Origin of the sequence: Candidatus Aegiribacteria sp. (assembly GCA_021108005.1) — a bacterium.
Taxonomy (GTDB): Bacteria; Fermentibacterota; Fermentibacteria; order Fermentibacterales; family JCC-6; genus Aegiribacteria.
Genome location: JAIORS010000069.1, coordinates 1 through 19,603, shown reverse-complemented (window position 1 = coordinate 19,603; position 19,603 = coordinate 1). Strand labels below are relative to the sequence as shown.

The window sequence follows — 19,603 nt, the reverse complement described above, 5'->3', positions numbered from 1 at the left end:
TTTACTCACCTCCAGCTCCGGCAGCAATCGCTCTCTGAAGCACGTTATACGCTGCCACCTGAAGACCGGGCTGATCAAAGCCGTGATCAGCGCATACATCTATTGCCATCACGATATTGTCGTAGCGGACATCATCGACGGTAAGTATTGTTATCTTGTGAACCGGAATGGACGGGAAAGCTTCGTTAATATCCTCCCTGAATTCTTCAAGAGCTTCAGCTAGAGAATCATAATCGTAGCTGTTTACCATTTCCCCGCCTCTTTCCTCAAGATACACTCTTCCTATGGATCTGGTTCCGAATACTGTACCCAGGAACATTTCCTCATTTGTTATGATTACTTTGGGTTGAAGCTGCTGTTCCTCCGACTGGGCCAGACTGGTAGTTCCGGCTCCCGAACTGATACCTTCGGTTGGAGACATCTCAATGATCGATATCTCCAGAAATGACGCACTCAGTAGCAGGAATGGTATTATCACGCAGAACAGGTTCATAACCGGGAGGAGATCAAGCTCCGGCGAATGCCTGATTCTATGACTTCTACCAGTTGCTGCTTGTGCCATTAGCCTTCCTTCCTGGCCTGGGCAAGCATATTGATGACCATGACCGAGTACCTGTCTATGTCATCTATAAGAGCATCGGTCTTGGCTGTAAGGAAAGAGTGTGCTATCAGAAGCGGTATAGCGGAAATCAGTCCGAATGCGGTTGTACTCATTGCCATAGAGATACCGTTCGCGAGCATTATACTCTTCTCTGCGGGATCAGCGGCAGCAACCGATTCGAAAGCGGCAATCAATCCGAAAATGGTACCCAGGAGACCAACCATGGTTGAAACATTCGCAAGCATTGCCAGATACCCGGTACGGGCATTGAGCCGTGGCAGTTCGGCAAGTGCCATCTCATCAACAGCATTCTGTATGTCACGTTCAGTATTCCTGTAATTCCTGAGAGCTGCTTCTATTATTCGGGCAAGAGGAGCGTTCTTATCCGCGCAGGAGGCGATTGCGCCTTCAATACTGCCCTTTCTTATCAGTTCAGCTATCCTGCCCATGAATTTTTCAGGTTTCATATCCGCAATACCAAAAAGGAAAATGAATCGTTCAACTATTATCGCTATACCTGCGGCAAGGAATACGAGAATAGCCCACATCGCCGGTCCACCATCGCGGAAGAACGCAGCCATGTCGGAAAGCAGACCTCCCTTTTCAAGCTCCTCAGCTTCAATCTCGGCAGCTTCAACAATTTCCGGCTCAACCGGTTCTTCTTCTACAGGTGCAACCGGATCCTCCTGAACGGCGGTTGAATCAACCGCGGTAGAATCGGTTGCCGTACTGTCAGCAGCTTCTACCGGCTGCTGTGCGAACAGGGATCCTCCTATCAGAAGGATTGAAATAGCGAGTAAAATTGGAAGTGTTATCCGTTTCATCTATGATCTCCTCTCGAATAACAATCTAGTTTCAATTTCCAACAAGATCAAGTATAAGATTACCAATAAGGTCAAGACCAGCAACTACACCAAAAACCAGCCCCTGTTCGTCGTCTCCCTGATAATATCGATATCCTGATATACCACCAAGTACCGCAACTGAGCCGTATCTTACCCACATAGGTAAAACTATCATTTCACGCCCGGCTCCAAGATCTGGTTCATCTGCGAATGCGCCTGGATAGACGGGTTTGATGATATCTTCAATAAAACTTCTTTGTAAAAGCACATTGCTGAGATCCGGGGTAGCCTTCAGCATCATGAAAAGAGCCTGGGGAGTTCGAAGCTCTCCTCTGATAGTTATTTCCTCAAGAACGAGCCTTCCCCCTTCCCAGCTTGCTCCTTCACTTTCTTCTACGCCTTCCTGGGCATAAACAGCGGTGACGGCCATTGTAACAACAACGAAAAGAAGAATCATTCTTCTTGCAGTTCCCACGGATCCACAGCTGACTGTGTTTGTTAGAAGGGCCACAGGAAGCACCCCCCTCCACCGTCATCCGACTGTTCATCGGATTCAGATTCAACTGCGGGGATTTCCGTATCGCCAGAATCGGGAAGTTGCGAATCATCTGTGGTTCCGGATTCACCGGTATCGTCACCGGTTTCAGGAGAAAACCCGTCATCAATTACAGTACCGGTACTGTCCGGAGTTGCTGCCGGTTCCTCAATAATCGTCGTTGAGGAGGAATAGCCTACTTCAGCGCCAGCTCCGGGAAGAAGCAGATCGAGATTAGTAGCTATCGTATCCGTATATTCGGTTCGAATACCGTTGGATACCGCAAGCTGAAGACCGTTTCTATATGTTCCTATGGCACGCTGAATATAATCGTCATACACAATCATGAGAGTAGTGTAAAAGTCCTCCTCATCCTCAGGTGAGTAGCCTTCCGGCGGGTCCATGAAACCTACTGTGTTCGCAAAATCCTCCTGTAGCTTACCGATCTTCAGAACGGCTCTGAACACGTAATCATCATCAAGGTACGAGAATGTTCTGTTATAATTCGCAACAGTTCCATTGAAAAGCTGTGTTTTGTATTCTACATTATCAGTATTTGTAAACGTCAGAGCATAATAATCTGCTGCGAATATCTCACCAACATGGTATGCTGACATTGCCGGATAGGTTATCCGTCCATCTCTGTACTGATCGTAGATCGAAATACAATTCTCGAAATTGCTCTGCGCAATCGAATAATTCCCTATATCGTAATTGTATTCTCCGATTTTTGCGTACGCTTCGACCACAACGCCTGCAGTTCCGGCGCCCTCAGACGCGATCTGCTGGTAAACCCCGATAGCCAGATCCTGTCTGTCGCCGTCTTCGTAACACTGTGCGGCACTGGATAGAGCTGCGTTCATATCCGGCGCACCGGGGAAAGTATTATAGGCTTCAAGGTACAGCTGTGCGGCCCTTATATACTGCTCATCCTCCCTTAGAAGGTACGCAGCCCGAAGCAGGCCGCCCGGAGCATTTTCGTTGGCGGGATACGATGTGGCAAGCTCCTGGAACATCCTTACCGCGTTATCGATGGAGCCAGCTTTACCATAGGTTTCAGCAGCATCGAACAGTGCCACCGGAGCTACATCTGACCCGGAGTGTTCGTGTGCTGTTTGCTCCCATCTTGCCGCTGCGGCCAGCAAATCATCCGTATTTTCGCTTTCGGCAAGCGTAGCAGCATCGTTATACGCTGAAGAAGCAGCCAGATACTCGATGTCAGCGCCAAGATCCTCTCCGCTGATGGCAGCGGCCTGTGATGCCAGTCCGTACCATTCCTCAGCTTCAGCGTACAGTTCTTCCTGCTGGTAGGAATCAGCGATGAACTTGGCTGAACGCGCTTCGTAACCTGAACCGGAATAGTTGTTATAGATTATTTTGAACATCTCCCTGGCATTTTCGTACTCCCCTGCGTTGTAGAATTTCGGAGCCGAGGCCCACAGGAAGAACGAGACATTCTCGTCATCGGGGAACAGGTCGGAGTAAGTAAGAGCCGTTTCACGCAGATTTCCCCTCAATGTCAGGCTGTCCACACCCGGTACTTCTTCGTAAGCGATGAGATAGGATGAAAAAGCATTGTTGAAAGCATCTTCCTGTCTCTGGAAGGAACTGCTGTCCATCGCAACTTCGAAATACACATCCCCAGCCTTTACGTACTGTTCGGTATGGTAGTAAGCATCACCAAGGTGGAACTGATACTCGTAAGCCTTGGGTGAAGAGGGATACTGCTGAAGATAATTCTCTATTCTCTCAATTAGAGCTATGTTGGCCTGCGTATACAAAATGGGATCATCCTTTGAAGTTACCGTCTGCTCAAGGTAGTACTGTATCGCTTCTTCGAATGAAGAGCCTCGCAGGGAGTCGGTCAGGGCCAGTACAGATTCATCTCCCACGTTGTTGTACCAGTCGCTGTTCTCTCCATAAGTGGAAACAAGCGCATCGCGGGCATCAGCAGCAAGAGCGAATTCTCCGAGCTCTTCGTAAGCCTGTGCGATCCTTAATTGAAAAACAGGTGCTTCGGTACAGTACGGATTCTCGGAAAGCAGGGCATTGTACGCCTCTATCGAGGTTTCCCAGTTGGTCATTTCTGAAGAAACCTCTGCCATTTTTCCAAGAACACTTACAGTAGTAACTGAATCGTCGAAATCTGTAAGAAAGCTGACAGCAGCAGGTATAGCAGTAACAGACATGTCATGCATTTCGAGGAAATCGTACGCCATGTATTCCCGAGCTTCGTTAAGGATCCTGATATCACCCTTTCTTTGTATTCCCAGACTGTCAATGGCCTGGTCATCCCTGAGCAGATAAGCGAAGGTCGCGACGGACTGCCTGAAATCCTTGGTCAGATATTGAGTCCAGCCAAGCTTGTAAAGACCATGCTGGTAAAGATTCGGGCTGCAGCTGGGATAATCCAGAATATTCTGGAAATAAACCAGGGCTGAATCGTACTGGATTATATCGAAGTAATAATTGCCCACGCGGATGTTGCATTCAGCAGCGAGGTCGCTTTCAGGATATTCCTGCAGCAAATTTCTGTAATTCTCAACTGATCCCTCGAAATCCATCATCGATTCAAGGCAGTATCCAAGTGAATAGAATGCGATGTCCTCGACTTCGCTACCGGGAAATTCAGTAAGAATATGCTGATAAAGTTCTATGGATCGGGAGTAATCCTCCGGTATGAATTCCTCTATTCCTGCTGCCGCCTGCCGTTCGCTGTGCTGAAGATTATCTATGTCATAGTAAAGTTGAGCCAGCCTGACCAGAACATCGGATATAAATCTTGAATCCGGGTAGCTGGCCAGATATTCCTCAAAATGCCCCGCGCACTCAATGGCTGATTCATCTATTCTTCTATTAAGGATGTTGATCTCGCGCGTTCTTTTACTGTCAAGCGCTACCGCCTCAAGAGAATCTCCCTTTTCCAGCGCTTCCTGTATCCTGTTCCTGTAATAAGCACCAAGATAATCGATGGAATCGCGTCTCAGTTCGCGTTCCATGAATGTTGCCACGGCTATTCCGTACTGGGTTTCCTGAACCCAGTCATGTTCAGCAGTCATCCCTCCCCCGAACTTCGAGGAGAGATCCTGAAGAGAAAGCTTTATTCTTTCGATTTCCTTTTCAAGCTCGATAAGGTCCTGGCGGTCCTGTTCGGTTCCCGCGGATTCCGTCAGTGCATGCACTTCTCCTGCTGCAAGGGAAAGAACCTCCGTATTGCTTTTGCTCCGCTGGATAAGAATGCTCAGTTCACGCTCCAGATCCTCGGTGTCCATTTCAACCGGCAGAGAAAGAACTGTCTCGAGATAACTGATTTCTGTGAAAAGCTCCCTCATAAAAGCTTCTTCTTCTTCTATCATCTCAACAAGCTCCATGTCGCCCTGGGTATAGGCTTCCTCCTTAAGTTCAGCCAGCCCCAGTCTGATTCTATCAAGGCGTTCCCTTTCAAGTTGGTACTCCTCATGGGTAAGGGATGATCCTGAAAGGAAAAGATCGTAGTAATCCTCAGTTTCGCTGTGCTCGGCGAGAAGATCTTCGTACATCCTGATGGCAATAGCCAGGTCTTCAGCTCCCAGGGCACAATTAGCCTGGGCAAGTTCAAACTCCGATATCAGTTCCGAATTCGGAACATCTTCAATTACCTGTTCAGCAAGGTTGTACGCATCCTGATATTTCTCAAGACGCATCAATGTCCAGACTTTTCCAAGCATGGCGACATCGTAATAGGAACTGAAGGATGATACTCTGGAGTAATGCTCAAGGGCAGTTTCGTATTCTTCCTCTTTATCAACAAGTATCTGCGCAAGGGCGATCCTGGCTCTGTCCGCAAGGTCAGCGTTATCCGAAGAAACTCCGGTATCATCGATTATCGCACGGAGGGCAACCATGGCAGCATCAATATTGCCCTCTTCAACGTACGAAACTGCTTCCAGGTATTCCGACAGTATAAAATATTCACTTGAGGGAAGTACTTTGTTGTAGAACAGCCTTGATTCTGAGAAGTCCCCCAGATTGTATGTTGACAGGCCAGCAGCTATGTATGCCAGATCGATGAATTCAAAAGCGGGATTGGCTTCCAACAGGCTGTTGAAATACTCGATCGCTCCTTCATAATCCTGGAGTTCGAATGCAATAAGCTCAAGCCTGAACAGCGCGTCAGTGTAGTAGATCGAACCGGCAAAATTGTCAATTATCGATTTGTATGCGTCTCTTGCCCATACTATCGAACCGGACGTGTAGAGTTCTTCACCGAGAAGAAAAGCGCTTTCAGCATTGGCCAGCATTGCATGCTGCCTTCTAAGTTGAATCAGCTCGGTCATAATCCGTTCAAGCCGCTCTTCTTCTCTGAGTATCTGAACTTCGAGTTCAGACAGTTCCAATGAAGCTCTTTCCAGGAGAACACTTGTAACTTCGGTCGTATCTGCCGGCTCGGCAGTCTCGAAGGAATCGTTCTCCGTCTGACCATATGTAGCAAAAGAGCATGTAAACAATACCAGTACTATTAATGATGAATGGATATTCATATTATTAATAAACCGTTTCTTCAGCGGTTCTCAAGAAGATCCCGGAGTCTCTGGAGTTCGGCCTCTGCAGCTCTTCTGCGAGCTTCGAGTTCCTCAAGTCGACCCCTTGCTCTTTCAATTCGCTGCTGTTCACGTTCAAGGACAATCCTCTGGGCACCTAAAATGGGACCAAATCTTGATTGAATTCCAATCGTAACCTTTGAATTTTGCATGATATCGGCTTTGTTCTGGTTTTCTGCGGGGAATATCGTCTGTTCGAACTCAGCCCATGCCATCTGAAGAATAACGTGTTTGTTGATCTCGTATGAGGCTCCGAGATTTAGATCGCGTCCATCCTGTTCAATAGAAACTGTAAACAACCGATCCGAAGAGTCCGTGAGCCACAGAACTTCCAATACCCATAGCGCCGGAATCCACTATTCCCACAAAGCGCCCTATTCCAATACCAAGGTTAACCGTAGCGGGAATACCCAGCAGAAAACTGAGATCTTTGGATACAACACCGTATGCTGACCAATTTTGTGAATGATCGTAGGGGTACATTATTTCCACACCGGCTGAATCAATCTTGAAGCAGTCAACGTACTTTTCTCCTGTAATATTCTCAAGGCCGATCGCAAATGCGGGAACCGAAATTCCTTCGTGCAGTACAGCAACTTTCATGTTACCAACGACTCCGCCGTCGCCCAGAAATGAGATTCCTATCTGACCGTAACGAAAAAGCCCGATGTCAAGGTGTCCGGTAACCATAAATTCACTGTTCGAAACACCAGTGGAGTCTTCGACAGAATATGCCGAGGCTGCAAGCCCAATTTCTATTTCAGTATGCTGAAGCACGTATGCATCAGGACAATCCAGAACGCCGGCACGGGAAAATGGAAGAGATCCAGCCTGAACAGTAGCAAACAATAAAAGTAGAATAAAAAGTGTACCGTATTTCATAATTTCTCCTGTTCCCTTCTCGCAAGCCGGTAATAACGCTCATTACCTTAAATACGATTATTCAATATATCTTCTCACGAGTCAACCTCTACTATGGTTTTCTGAATTAATACAACAAAAATGCAGAGTTGACTTCAAGGTATTACTGCGACTAGTATAATGTATATTGATCGAATTGCAATTGATGATTTTGGAGGTAATGATGTCTCTGGTTTTTCTTCTGTCGGCAGCATTCCTGATGCAGATGCCCGAATGGGAAACAGATATTGGCTATTTGCCCCTTAGCAATCCTCTCCTGGCCGAAAATGCTTCAGGATCAATGGACATTTTCATCTCCCTTGGGGATCATGGCCTTGGCGGATGGAACGGATCAGGTCAGATGCTGGAGGGTTTTCCGGTTTCCTGCGATAGAGGTGTATCAAAAAAGCCAGCTGCTTTCTATTCCCCCCTCACCGGTCATGTTGTAATTTTCGCAGATAATACCGGTTACATTCATATGATCGATCACAGCGGGTTTGAACAGCCAGGCTGGCCAGTATTTGCCGGACCCGGAATAATCACGGGTATTTCAGCAGTAGATCTTGATGATGATTCCTATCCGGAGATATCTTTTGGTTCAGCCGATTGCAAAGTACATCTTCTTGACATTTATGGCAATCCACTTCCGGGCTGGCCTATGGAGTTCCCTGCAAAATTGCAGTGGCAGCCCTCCCAGATATCACTTGGCGGCAATCATGGATACGGACTCGTATGCGCTCTTGTAACTACAAGGGTATACGTACTTTCACTGGATGGTTCCACCCTTCCGGGTTGGCCTATCAACACAGGGTACTCTTCCGGCAGTATTCCCATAACAGCTGACATAGATGCTGATGGGCTGGGAGACGTTATTTTCGCTACATACAATGATAGATTGTATGCGGTAAGCTCAAGCGGAAGCGGTATCGATGGATGGCCTTTCTTTCTTGATGACAGGTCAACAAGGGGAGCGGTAGCCATAGGTCATCTTGATCCTGACATTCCGGGACTTCAGCTTGCCATATCATGCCTGGACAGTTCAGTAACTTTAATCAACGGGAATGGAAGCATTGCCGGAACGTGGAGATGGCCAAACGTTACAGGCGGCATTCCAACGTCACCGATTATTGCAAGAACAAGCGGAGGATTGGGTGTCATCGTTGGTTCCGACAACGGTGATGTCTATGCTTGGAATGCGGAAGGAAGAAATATCGACGGCTTTCCAATTCATTTCGGTCAACCGATATCCAGAACCCCTGCATCCGGTGATATAGACGGTGATGGAAGTCAGGAACTCGTTGTTCTGGGCAGATCAGGCAGGCTTGCAACTTACACTTTATCCGGCATCGGCATGGCTGCAGGTTCATGGGCTCAGATGCTTTGTGACGAATCCAATTCAGGCAGTTACGGACTATCCTACCTTCCCGTTGCTCATGCTGGCGAAATAACATCCGAATCCTCAGGTGGCGTAACATTAGCCTACAGCGTAAGAGGCAGCAGTATCACAGGAATTTCCCTCGCATATTCAACAAACGCGGGGTATTCATGGAACGAGACCAGCAGTTTCCGTGATAACGGAGGCAGTATAATATGGTTCAGCGACGAAGACCTTCCGGGCCAGGATATCAGAGAATGCGTCCTTAAAATCACACCGTACTGCTCCTATGGCCCTGGTATCAGCGGACTGTCTAATATTTTTCACGCGGATAATAATATTCCGCCCACACTCTACCTTTCCACATCCGAAGAAGAATCCGACGGATGGTACCTTCTTCAATATGCAGTGGAAGATCCCGAAAGAGATATAATACAATTGCAGGCACAGTATTCAATCAATGACCAGGTAACCTGGAACAACGCCCACCTGACAGGCAGCACATTCGAAATTCCTTCCTGGTTTTACGGAGAACCCTTCAGCTGGAACGCTAAGAACGATATCGGTCATTTAGATATAGAGAATGTTGCTCTGAGGGTAAGAGCGGCGGACACCGACCCGGGTCCCTGGAGCGTTCTCAGCAATCTTCATCTTGATTCCGACCGGCTTCCATCGGGTCAGATACTGGCTCCGGAGCAAGAAGTTTCAGGCAGGATTACCCTTGGCGTCAGGCTTTCCGATCCAGAGCAGAATCCTCTTGATGTCCGGTACGAATATTCCACCGACGCGGGAAGAAACTGGAGAACCGCAACAGTGCTGGAGAGTTCCATTCCCGCTACAGGTACATATCAATACGAAATAATCTGGGAATCGGAGACGGATATACCCGGATTCGACGGTTTTCAGGTCAAATTCAGAGCTGTCCCTGAAGACCTTGATATAGGAATCGCAGTCCCCTCCTCCCCATTCCACGTTGACAACAATAGATACCCTTCAATCACTATTACATCGCCTGCCAAATGGGGTCACTTTGACGGCTCCGTTCCAATCTCATTCACTATCTCCGATACCGAAGGAGATGATATATCCCTTGAACTTCAGTACAAACTGGAAGGTTCGTCCACATGGATTTCCGCTGCGGGTCTGAACGCGCACGAAAGCTATCTGCCATCTTCATACACTTCAACAGCAAGCTGGAACTCATCGGAAGATCTTCCTGGAATCGAACCTATCGAATTAAGTATAAGACTTGGTGCCATTGATGGAGATACAACCTTCTCCGAAATCATAGGTCCTCTCTCGATTGACAATTCCAGCATACCTTCTGTAATGCAGGCAGCGGTAAGTGATGTTTCGCTGGAAAGCAGCACCATTACCATTTCGTACGAACTGTCGGATCCCCGTGAACGTTCCATCGACCTTCAGGTTACTTTCAGCATGGATAACGGTAAAACATGGCATGAAGCAACAGTCGCCGGAGATCTGTTCGGAAGATACAGCGGCAACTACGAAGGCAGGCTCACATGGCACTACGAAATGGATCTTGGCGGCAGACCGGGCCAGGTTCTCCTGAAAATAACACCTGTCTCTGGATCAATTATGGGAACACCAAGAATTCTGGAGATGGCTCTCAGGTAATCCTTTCAACATTCTGGTTTACGGGCTCCAAGCCTGGCTGGCTTCAGAATGTCCATAACGATTGATAGATTCACATTTAGCCTATTTTTTACATATTGACGAGGCGGAGGAATGTGTTATTATAAATTTAAGCAACATTCGAAAGGAGAGAGAATGAAATTTTCAGTTCTTGCTACAGTGATTCTTGTTTCGTTTGCTTTCGCAAATGATGCATACGATGACGCAAGTTCAGTGGTCCCGTCCGATGGTTTTCTCAATGCGGCACCAGGCCCGGTATGGTTCGGACCTCTCGCTGAGATGTACACCAACGGCGCCTGGTTCAACAGCGCAGGCACAGGTTCCGGCGGCGCTGACGAGTCGATACTTGAAACATGGGGAACCATCTATGGCTTCGGATGCCAGCTCAATTATGATAACCTTGTTGCCGATGACTTCGTAGTTCCCTCAGGCGAAACCTGGGATATCACCTCCGTTACGGTTGCGGGGTACCAAACCGGTTCATCAACAACACCAACTATCAATGGTATGTACATCGCCTGCTACGATGATCCTCCTACAACCGGAACACTGGTATACGGCGATCTCAGTACGAACGCATTCTCAAGTGCCGCCTGGAGTGGAGTCTACCGTGTTAACGAGGCAGGCTCCGGCACAACGACCAACAGACCCATTATGGCCGTCACCGCAGATAATGCAACACCCTGGACTCTTACAGAAGGAACCTACTGGCTTGTATATCAGCTCAATGGAAGCCTCTCTTCAGGCCCATGGGCTCCTCCTCTTGCGATATGGGGAACTCAGGTTACCGGAAACGGCCTTCAGAGTACGGATGGCGGCTCCACTTACGTGCCTGTTGTAAACGGAGGAAACGGGCAGGGCTTCCTGTTTATTCTTGAAGGAGACCTGGTTCCTCTTCAGCGGTCAACATGGGGATCTATCAAGACCGAGTTTTAAGTTATAAGTACCTGATTCACATTTAAGTGAACGGAATGAGGGCATGAAAATCCATGCCCTCGTTTTTTTCGATGACCCTCAGATAATCCTTTCATTTCAACAGATCTGATACTTCGGATTTACCGCCGCTAATCATGAAGGTAAGGGGCGCCTTCTCTTTCAGGATTAACATCATTCTATGAGCGATCTCTCTGATGTCCCACTGAGCGTGGGCATCTTCCCGAAGTCTTGAGAAGTGGTGAAGCTCCCGGCCGTTCATGCTCAGTATCACTCTTCTTCTATTCGCATTGGTCAACATATACGGATACAGTTCTTCCAGTGTGCCTGCCGTTTTTTCCGCTTCTTCTGTACCTTTTAAAAATTCCTCTTCGAGACCTGCATCGGAAATGCTTTGAGGAACGGTAACACCCAGAATGGGATCGTACACCGAAACCAGCCTGGTGCATAGTCGATGGCGTTTAAGCTGGGCGTAAGCCGTAGCCGAAAGAATCAGCTGGAACTCCGCCCTGAAAAACTCCCAGATTCTGGGTAACGAATCATGAATTCCAATCCCGGAAAGGACTTCAGCGAAAAGCCCCTCCCTGCCCTGTTCGCCAAGTTCAGCCCATTTCTTACCGGCGGTCTTGATGGACAAGCCGCTGTTCCACTGAACAAGAAGAGGTCCCACCTTTGAATCGTCATCGCAATCAAGAAGAACTACGCTATCCGATTGCGGGGATTCAACCGGGGACATCGAATGAGAAAATAAATCCATGGCTGTGGGCTCGAGAAACAGGAACAGTGATGGAGCAGCATCCATGGCGAGTTCCAGAAGTTTGCCGGCAATCATCCTTACTTCAGCAAAGGGATGACACGACAGTCTCCGCACCATGTGTTCCAGTTCCCTTGCATTCACTGTCATGCCCATCTGGCATGAGGTGGCAAGGGGAAGAATGTATCTGGCATCCTCTTTCGCATTGTCCTTTTTCAAACCGTTTCTGAGAAGACCGTCGTAAAGTTTGTTGTAAAGCTGGAAAAGACCTGAAGCGGTTTCTCTGAAACCTGACGAATCATCAAGTTCCGGGGGCAGTATCAGATCCTCACCTATGCGGATGTACCTCTGTGACTTCTCTGTAAAACTGGCAAGGCGGAAACTCTGAAGCTCCTCGGCCGCGAGCCTTGAAACATCCAGAATATCAAAATTAAAAACGGCATGCTCTGCGACGGACCCGTGGCCGTAATCGAAGATGATGCGCCTGTTTGAAGCACGGGCTTTTTTCACTTCACCGGCTGCTTCCTTCCGAAGAACATTGATCGGCCTTGGATCCCGGCTTATCCGCGCATAGGAAGCGGAAAGTGTTTCAGGCGTATTTCCCCCGTTCTGTACATCGGTGTTGTATCCAGCCAGCTGGATATTCATTGTTCCCCTTTTCTGTTGTTCGTTGAAAGCTCCGCGGTAATCATTGAGAGTGGATGATCAAAAGGAAGCCTTTGAAACATGAGATATGTAAGCCTTGAGATTCGCTCTGAAGGGGATTGTAGCTCAAGCGCATCTTCCCACCAGCCGATGATCTTCTTCACATCAGCAACATAAGACATCAATTCAAAGCCATCCTCGGTTTCCCCCAGAGAATCGATGAATCTGCCCAGAATACAGGACATGTACCTGAGTTCTGCGATCAGCTGTTCTGAAGGACCTTCAGAAACGGCGTTTTTGAGTTCCCCCAGCAGGGATTCAGTCCTGTTATCCGTATGCCAGGGAAGATGGTGAAATCCACTGATGATTTTCCAGGCCTCCGGCATATCACCCAGTTCCGGAAACCATCCGCAGCTGACGCCTGAAGCCTTAAGAAGCATATAAACCGAATGAAGAGCCACCAGAAAACATGAGGAAGGATTGAGGAAGTACGAATAACCTTCCGGTATCCTTCCCTCCAGGCCGGCAAGGTATATTCTTCTAAGACAGTAATCGTCAGCCAGGAGATTATCCCATAAAATCGGCTTCCCGCCCAGCAATTCCTGTGCTGCCGTTAAAGAGTTTTTGTCAAGCTCTTTTGAGATCACTCCGTCCCCCGTCCAGAATGTGTGCCATTCGCGGGGTATATTGTCCCTCCAGGCCGCAAGGTATTCACCGCCATCGTACCTGTCCAGAAGTTCCATGCAGTATATTGAAGGACAGAGATATATCGTGCAGTCGAAACCTTCCAGAGCTTCTTCCGCCAGTTGAAGCTGGCGGACAGCAAGTGACGCGTCCGCTCTTTCGGGTATGTCATCAAAGAGAACAGCTACCCCCGCTGCTCCTGCGTCAACAGCCCTTTCAGCCTTACTTCTGAGAGTACCTGAATCTCCACTTCGGAATTGCCATGGACTTATACCGAATATGAACTCCAGTCCGCGGCTGACGGCGGCATCAATCGTTCCCGACAATTCCGACCATTCATCTTCAGGATAATGCTCTCTCCACCTGAGTCTGTGAAAGGCATCGTTCTTGGGAGCGTATACGTATCCGGCTTTATCCAGCATCGATAGATAATCGATTAAGATGCTCCTCCTTCGTGGATTATACGGCCTGCCATAAAAACCTTCAACGATTCCGCATAACATGAATTCCCCATTCAAAACTCGTTGACTTCAAGGGTACCTTTTCCTAGCTTTGATACTTGAATCTACATGAAATTTTCGTTCTCAGAAATACCGTCAATCTCAGCAGGAGGATTAGATGTCCAGAAAAATAGTCGAATCCGTTCCTAATATTTCGGAAGGACAGAATAAAGAGCTTATCGATGAAGTTGTAAAAGCCGCATCCTCTGTAGCCGGCTGCAAGGTTCTCGATGTCGATCCGGGAGCCGCTACGAACAGAACAGTAATAACAATAGCAGGCAACCCCGAAGCGGTAATGGAAGCATCATTTCGGCTTATAAAGAAGGCCGGAGAACTAATCGATATGCGAAATCAGACAGGTGAGCATCCAAGGCACGGCGCCACCGACGTCTGCCCCTTCGTACCCGTTTCAGGCGTAACGATGGAGGAGTGCGCCGAACTCGCCAGGAGACTCGGCAAGCGGGTTGGCGAGGAACTTGGAATACCTGTTTACCTTTACGAGAAGGCTGCTTCAAAACCGGAATGGGAGAAGCTTCCCAACATCCGGGAGGGTGAATACGAGGCTCTTCCGGAAAAACTTGGCAAACCCGAATGGAAACCGGATTTCGGCCCCAACGAATGGAATGAAAACATCGCGAGAACCGGAGTTTGTACAATAGGAGCAAGAAATTTCCTCATAGCTTACAATGTGAACCTCAACACGAAAGATCCCGGCGTAGCCCGGGACATAGGCCTTACCATCAGAGACAACGGCAGATTTCTTCGTGACAGTAACTGGAAATTCATCCGTGATGAAAACGGTAACAAAACGAAGCAGCAGGGCAAGCTCCGGTACTGCAAGGCAACAGGCTGGTACATAGAGGAGTACGATACGGCCCAGGTTACAATGAATCTCACGGATATTTCAGTTACTCCCCTTCATATGGGTTTCGAGGCTGTAAAGGATGAGGCTGAGAAGCTTGGTGTGAGAGTCACGGGCTCAGAAGTGGTCGGACTTCTGCCTCTCGAAGCTATGCTTGACGCTGGAAGGTTCTATATCGAAAAGCAGAACAGGGGGCTTTCTTCGACCGGAAGACAGGGCAAGACAACCGGCGTCCCTCAGAGGGAACTGATTGAAACCGCCATCAAGTCAATGGGTCTAGGGGATGTCGCTCCCTTCGATCCTGAAGAGAAAATCATCGAGTACATGGTCGCCGAGAAGAACGTGAACCTTTCGGGCATGACATGCAGGGATTTTGCTGACGTACTGTCGACCGACTCTCCCGCTCCGGGGGGCGGTTCAGCCGCGGCGCTTATGGGAGCCCTCGGGGCTTCACTGGACGCGATGGTAGCCAACCTGACGGTAAAGAACAGAAAGTGCCGGAGTGACTGGGATCTCATGCGGGAGATCGCCCCGGAAGCTCAATCCCTCAAGGATAATCTGCTTAACGCTATCGATGATGACACCGCCGCCTTCAACGCCTGGATGGACGCGGCCAGGCACGGAGGAGACGTACAGACAGCCGTGAAAATGGCGATAGAAGTTCCCCTCAGGGTACTCATGCAGTGCCCCGATATTATAAAAATGGCTTTATCACTTGAAGAAAAGGGAATGCAGGCCTCGGTTTCCGATGCTGGTGTGGCCGCTGCGGCAGCCAGGGCTGCAGCGGTGAGCGCGTACTACAATGTGCTTATTAATCTTGGAGAGATCGAGGATACGAAGTTCGCTGAGAGTACAAAGAAAAAAGCGGAGGAATACCTGGCGAAATCATTGAAAAGCGCCGACAGCGTATTCAATCAAGTTCGGGAAAAACTCATTCAAAAAATGGAGGACCGGAACTCTTGAGCATTATAGAGCGAACACAGTTTAAACCTCTTGATATTTCATCCAGTACACAGAAAACCCTGAAGGAATTCTGCCGGAACGCCAGAGGCGATATTATAAAGATGACTACACTTGCGGGAAGCGGCCATCCCGGCGGTTCGATGTCTTCACTCGAAATCTTTGCCCTGCTATGGTCCCAGGCCAGCGTAGACCCTAAGAAACCTCTGAAGGACGGCCGGGACAGGATAATCGTGAGTCACGGGCATACTTCCCCCGGAGTCTATGCCACACTTGGCGGACTGGGGTACTTCGATATCGAGAGGGCTGTCGCTACCTTCAGAAAAGCCGGAAGCCCTTTTGAGGGGCATATAGAAAGATCAATCCCGGGAATCGAGCTGACAACAGGTAACCTCGGCCAGGGAGTATCGGCCGGAGCGGGAATGGCGCTCGCCGACAGGACCAGGGGCATACATAACCATGTATGGGTTGTCACCGGTGACGGAGAACAGCAGAAGGGGCAGATAGCTGAAGCCCGGCGATTCATTCGGAACTACGGGCTGAACAATATTACAGTTGTTGTGGACTGCAACGGCCTTCAGATATCCGGACGCACGGACAGAGTGATGTATACGGATATAGCCGCCGGATACAGGGCTGACGGATGGGATGTCACCGAGGTTGACGGCCACAGCCTTTCCGCGCTTTACAGGGCGCTGAGACCGGATGAGACATCCAGAGAACCCAGGCTTGTCATGGCGATGACCGTCATGGGAAAAGGTGTCTCATTCATGGAAAATGATGCCCAGTACCATGGTAAAGCCCTCACACCCGAGCAGGCTGGATCAGCGTTGTCCGAACTCGGGCTGAATAACGATCTTGATGAACTCGCCAGATTAAGAGAATGCGGCTGGAAGAACAAGGAAGACTTCAACCTGAAATTTTCCTGCAGGGTACTTGATAATGAAGGAACACCTATTATCTACGAAAGGAATCACAAAGGAGATAACAGAAGCGCTTTCGGCGCCGCGCTTTTAGACCTCGCAAAGATGAACGCTGATAACCTGCCGATTGTTTTCGACTGTGACCTTGCCGGATCTGTAAAAACAAAGCAGTTCGGAATCGAATATCCAGATCATTTCTTTCAGTCCGGCATCATGGAGCATAATACCGCGACCGCTGCCGGTGCCGCCTCAATATCAGAGAAAGTTGTTTTCTGGTCGGATTTCGGGGTTTTCGCTGCCGACGAAACCTTCAACCAGCACAGGCTCAACGATATCAATTTAACGAACCTGAAGGTTGTTGCAACCCATTGCGGGCTTGATGTCGGAATGGATGGAAAAACACATCATTGTATTAATTACATAAGCCTTATGGGAACGCTCTACCATTACAACACTGTCGTACCCGCTGACCCTAACCAGACCGACAGGGTGATCAGGTACGCGGCGACACATCCGGGAAATTTTTTCATCGCCATGGGAAGATCGAAACTCCCGGTTATCACGAAAGAGAACGGAGAACCATTCTTCGGCAGGGATTACAGATTCGAATACGGCCTCCACGATCACATCGGAGAAGGTTCCGATATTGCCATTGTAGCCATGGGCAACATGGTCTATAGAGCGATAAAAACAAGAGAAATGTTGCGTGATAGCAGTATTTCAGCGGCCGTCTACGCTGTAAGCTGTCCCCTGTGCATTAATCCTGGACTGCTGGATGAATTATCGGACTACAGACTTGTCCTGACGCTTGAGGATCATGATGTGGATACCGGCATGGGATCGAAGATGGCAGTCGCCATCTCCCGCTTCCAGAAAACGATTAATCTCAGGAGAAAAGGCATAACGCAGTACGGAGCATCGGGCGATTCCGAAGACCTTTACAGGATGGCAGGGCTGCTCCCCGAACAGATAGCGGAGTACATACTGACTGAACTATCCTGACAAGCCCTGAAACCATCTTATCAGATATCACACTATCGAATTTCCTTTTGGGTGATAATTTTGATGTATATTTCTTTTTCCATACGAGCGCTTCCAATGTATCTGGATCGAGGTTCTGAGCTCACATTCCCTACCCCTGAGAAGTGATTTGCCGGAATTATTTGATTTTTTCGTTTTTCGCCCCCAATTGGCTTCATTCAACTACCATTCTCATTCCAGAATGTACTCTGCCCTTCTGAGAGTGTGTGGATCCCCACAGGAAGCCATTTTCAAGGTGTTTCGAAGGTCTATCTTCATAATGCTAACCGTACTGTCACATACCTGGTATTGTGCCGCCTTAGCCACTGGAACTTGTCTGTGAGCCATGCGCGGACTACGTTCCATGGCAAGACGATGTTCCTGAAATAGAGGTTGGGTAAGTTGTCATTGATCCGGCTTCAGGGGGTAGTGCACCATGATGCGGTGCTTCCAGTGAAAATCAGTGAAAACCTGCGGGAAGACATGTTTGACCAGGCTTGTTTCGGGCTGCATAGTCAATTTCTGGCATATATATTGGGTGATATTGAGACAGATATGCTGTTTCGGGACAATTCCTGGAACGGTTTGAAATCAAGATTCCTATTGTTAGTTGCAAATGAATGTCTTAACGTATGAATGCTAGCATGTTTAGCTATACCTGAACTCCTGACAGCATTTCGCATGGCTCTCTGAATTCCTGATCGGTGTAAATGATGTCTTAATACTACACCGGTTATTGGATCAACTGCTGCATTTCCTGACGGAAATAAATACTGCCATTTCCATTCACGACCAGCATTTGGATATTTTCTTCCAAGAACACCTGGCAGAGATACGGGGATTTTTGATTCATTAGACATACTCCGAGATTTTTCAATCTGATTCTCTAAATCCGGGATGATTCTGGAACTGAGAACTGTGATTCTGTCTTTATCTCCCTTCCCGCTTCTTACATCGGTGCGGTTCCCACTGCCACATTCTCTTCAGCAGTGATTCTGTCTTTATCTCCCTTCCCGCTTCTTACAGTAACCGACTTTCTTTCAAGGTTCACATCCTGAATTCGTAATCTTAATGCCTCAGATAATCTCAACCCACTTGAATAGAGCAATCTAATAACCAGATTCGCTATACCATCAGTTTCCAAAATTACCTGTCCTACTTCTTCCCTGGATAGAACAACAGGTAATCTTGATGGTTTTCTTGCGCAAACAGCGTCTATTTCCTTCGGTTCTCTGTGAAAAACATTCCGGAATAGAAACAACAATGAATTGAACGCCTGATTCTATGTTGATGCTGCAACTCTTCTTTTCAAAGCAAGATGGCTAAGAAAATTCCTGAAGGAAGAATCTGATCTGGTATCAATACTGCTCTCTTCACAATAATGAACATATCTGTAGACCCAAGATAAATATGCCTTTCTGTACTTTTCGCATAATGCTTGATCCTCATATGCTCTTTCATTCGCCTCAAAGGATCATCTCCATCAACCCTCTGTTCATTATTGCCTTTGGGAAATACTTCATGAAACAACTTAACTGCATCAAGAGCCTGCCGAATTTGCCAATCCTTTTTTCCCTCTTCAGAAAGAATATCGGAATATTCAGCATCACTTGGCTGTTTTAAGTCATTCAAGTCGTACTTCATGTATATTGAACCTCCCTGATATATAGAGTCGACATATCCACTGAATTCACCAGGTTTAGTGTACATATGTTTACTCCTTAAGTCAACCCTGTGCTGAGAATACTGCTTGACTCATGATTACTATGAGCATATTGTAATAATATTCTACATCGTAGAACTGATTGTAGACTCTACAGAATCATTGTT

Annotated in this window: 14 protein-coding genes and 1 pseudogene; 4 read left to right on the top strand and 11 right to left on the bottom strand. The window is 48.0% G+C overall.

Annotated elements, in window-relative coordinates; translation table 11 throughout:
- Window position 1 precedes the first annotated feature (1 nt).
- Genes K8S15_04265 through K8S15_04240 form a run of 6 tightly spaced genes read right to left on the bottom strand, consistent with a single transcriptional unit; the run spans window position 2 to window position 7,443 of the window.
- Entirely contained in the window at window positions 2-562 is a 561-nt protein-coding gene (locus K8S15_04265) for a biopolymer transporter ExbD (protein ID MCD4775249.1), read from the bottom strand.
- Window positions 562-1,425 carry a MotA/TolQ/ExbB proton channel family protein gene (locus K8S15_04260; protein MCD4775248.1) on the bottom strand — a complete coding sequence of 288 codons (864 nt, stop codon included), beginning with the start codon at window positions 1,423-1,425 and terminating at the stop codon, window positions 562-564. Before K8S15_04260 ends, K8S15_04265 begins: the two co-directional genes overlap by 1 nt.
- Window positions 1,426-1,456: 31 nt before the next feature.
- Window positions 1,457-1,966: a hypothetical protein gene (locus K8S15_04255; GenBank protein ID MCD4775247.1), complete on the bottom strand. Its 510-nt coding sequence runs from the start codon at window positions 1,964-1,966 to the stop codon at window positions 1,457-1,459.
- Entirely contained in the window at window positions 1,945-6,501 is a 4,557-nt protein-coding gene (locus K8S15_04250; GenBank protein MCD4775246.1) for a tetratricopeptide repeat protein, read from the bottom strand. Before K8S15_04250 ends, K8S15_04255 begins: the two co-directional genes overlap by 22 nt.
- Before the next feature lie 20 nt (window positions 6,502-6,521).
- Complete coding sequence (locus K8S15_04245) at window positions 6,522-6,860, bottom strand: hypothetical protein (protein MCD4775245.1); 339 nt, start codon at window positions 6,858-6,860, stop codon at window positions 6,522-6,524.
- Complete coding sequence (locus K8S15_04240) at window positions 6,841-7,443, bottom strand: hypothetical protein (GenBank protein ID MCD4775244.1); 603 nt, start codon at window positions 7,441-7,443, stop codon at window positions 6,841-6,843. The genes K8S15_04245 and K8S15_04240 overlap by 20 nt, the downstream gene beginning before the upstream one ends.
- Before the next feature lie 202 nt (window positions 7,444-7,645).
- On the opposite strand from K8S15_04240, the gene K8S15_04235 reads away from it, so the two are divergent.
- Together K8S15_04235 and K8S15_04230 are read left to right on the top strand one after the other, a co-directional pair.
- The gene (locus tag K8S15_04235; protein ID MCD4775243.1) at window positions 7,646-10,474 is read left to right on the top strand and encodes a hypothetical protein; all 2,829 of its coding nucleotides are present in this window, start codon (window positions 7,646-7,648) and stop codon (window positions 10,472-10,474) included.
- 153 nt (window positions 10,475-10,627) lie between these two features.
- Window positions 10,628-11,428: a hypothetical protein gene (locus K8S15_04230; GenBank protein MCD4775242.1), complete on the top strand. Its 801-nt coding sequence runs from the start codon at window positions 10,628-10,630 to the stop codon at window positions 11,426-11,428.
- 91 nt (window positions 11,429-11,519) lie between these two features.
- On the opposite strand, the gene thyX is transcribed toward K8S15_04230, so the two are convergent.
- Together thyX and K8S15_04220 are read right to left on the bottom strand one after the other, a co-directional pair.
- Window positions 11,520-12,827 carry an FAD-dependent thymidylate synthase gene (gene thyX / locus K8S15_04225; GenBank protein MCD4775241.1) on the bottom strand — a complete coding sequence of 436 codons (1,308 nt, stop codon included), beginning with the start codon at window positions 12,825-12,827 and terminating at the stop codon, window positions 11,520-11,522.
- Window positions 12,824-14,011 carry a beta-N-acetylglucosaminidase domain-containing protein gene (locus tag K8S15_04220; protein ID MCD4775240.1) on the bottom strand — a complete coding sequence of 396 codons (1,188 nt, stop codon included), beginning with the start codon at window positions 14,009-14,011 and terminating at the stop codon, window positions 12,824-12,826. The genes thyX and K8S15_04220 overlap by 4 nt, the downstream gene beginning before the upstream one ends.
- A 115-nt stretch (window positions 14,012-14,126) precedes the next feature.
- Between K8S15_04220 and ftcD the strand changes: the two genes are divergently transcribed.
- Window positions 14,127-15,833, top strand: coding sequence for a glutamate formimidoyltransferase (ftcD, locus tag K8S15_04215; protein ID MCD4775239.1), 1,707 nt, complete (start codon window positions 14,127-14,129; stop codon window positions 15,831-15,833).
- Between the two features lie 35 nt (window positions 15,834-15,868).
- Entirely contained in the window at window positions 15,869-17,755 is a 1,887-nt protein-coding gene (locus K8S15_04210; protein ID MCD4775238.1) for a transketolase, read from the top strand.
- A gap of 533 nt (window positions 17,756-18,288) precedes the next feature.
- On the opposite strand, the gene K8S15_04205 is transcribed toward K8S15_04210, so the two are convergent.
- The 3 genes and pseudogenes from K8S15_04205 to K8S15_04195 form a co-directional block, all read right to left on the bottom strand.
- Window positions 18,289-18,696, bottom strand: a complete 408-nt coding sequence (locus K8S15_04205) for a tyrosine-type recombinase/integrase (protein ID MCD4775237.1) — start codon at window positions 18,694-18,696, stop codon at window positions 18,289-18,291.
- A 26-nt stretch (window positions 18,697-18,722) separates the two neighbouring features.
- The gene (locus tag K8S15_04200) at window positions 18,723-19,037 is read right to left on the bottom strand and encodes a tyrosine-type recombinase/integrase (GenBank protein MCD4775236.1); all 315 of its coding nucleotides are present in this window, start codon (window positions 19,035-19,037) and stop codon (window positions 18,723-18,725) included.
- 18 nt (window positions 19,038-19,055) lie between these two features.
- Window positions 19,056-19,208: pseudogene (locus tag K8S15_04195) on the bottom strand (phage integrase N-terminal SAM-like domain-containing protein).
- Window positions 19,209-19,603 lie beyond the last annotated feature (395 nt).

What these genes read in the sequence shown, in the direction of transcription:
- ftcD (MCD4775239.1), top strand. Translation starts at nt 14,127, where the DNA reads ATGTCCAGAAAAATAGTCGAATCCGTTCCTAATATTTCGGAAGGACAG.
- K8S15_04235 (MCD4775243.1), top strand. Translation starts at nt 7,646, where the DNA reads ATGTCTCTGGTTTTTCTTCTGTCGGCAGCATTCCTGATGCAGATGCCC.
- K8S15_04265 (MCD4775249.1), bottom strand. Translation starts at nt 562, where the DNA reads ATGGCACAAGCAGCAACTGGTAGAAGTCATAGAATCAGGCATTCGCCG.
- K8S15_04250 (MCD4775246.1), bottom strand. Translation starts at nt 6,501, where the DNA reads ATGAATATCCATTCATCATTAATAGTACTGGTATTGTTTACATGCTCT.
- K8S15_04260 (MCD4775248.1), bottom strand. Translation starts at nt 1,425, where the DNA reads ATGAAACGGATAACACTTCCAATTTTACTCGCTATTTCAATCCTTCTG.
- K8S15_04220 (MCD4775240.1), bottom strand. Translation starts at nt 14,011, where the DNA reads ATGTTATGCGGAATCGTTGAAGGTTTTTATGGCAGGCCGTATAATCCA.
- K8S15_04240 (MCD4775244.1), bottom strand. Translation starts at nt 7,443, where the DNA reads ATGAAATACGGTACACTTTTTATTCTACTTTTATTGTTTGCTACTGTT.
- thyX (MCD4775241.1), bottom strand. Translation starts at nt 12,827, where the DNA reads ATGAATATCCAGCTGGCTGGATACAACACCGATGTACAGAACGGGGGA.
- K8S15_04230 (MCD4775242.1), top strand. Translation starts at nt 10,628, where the DNA reads ATGAAATTTTCAGTTCTTGCTACAGTGATTCTTGTTTCGTTTGCTTTC.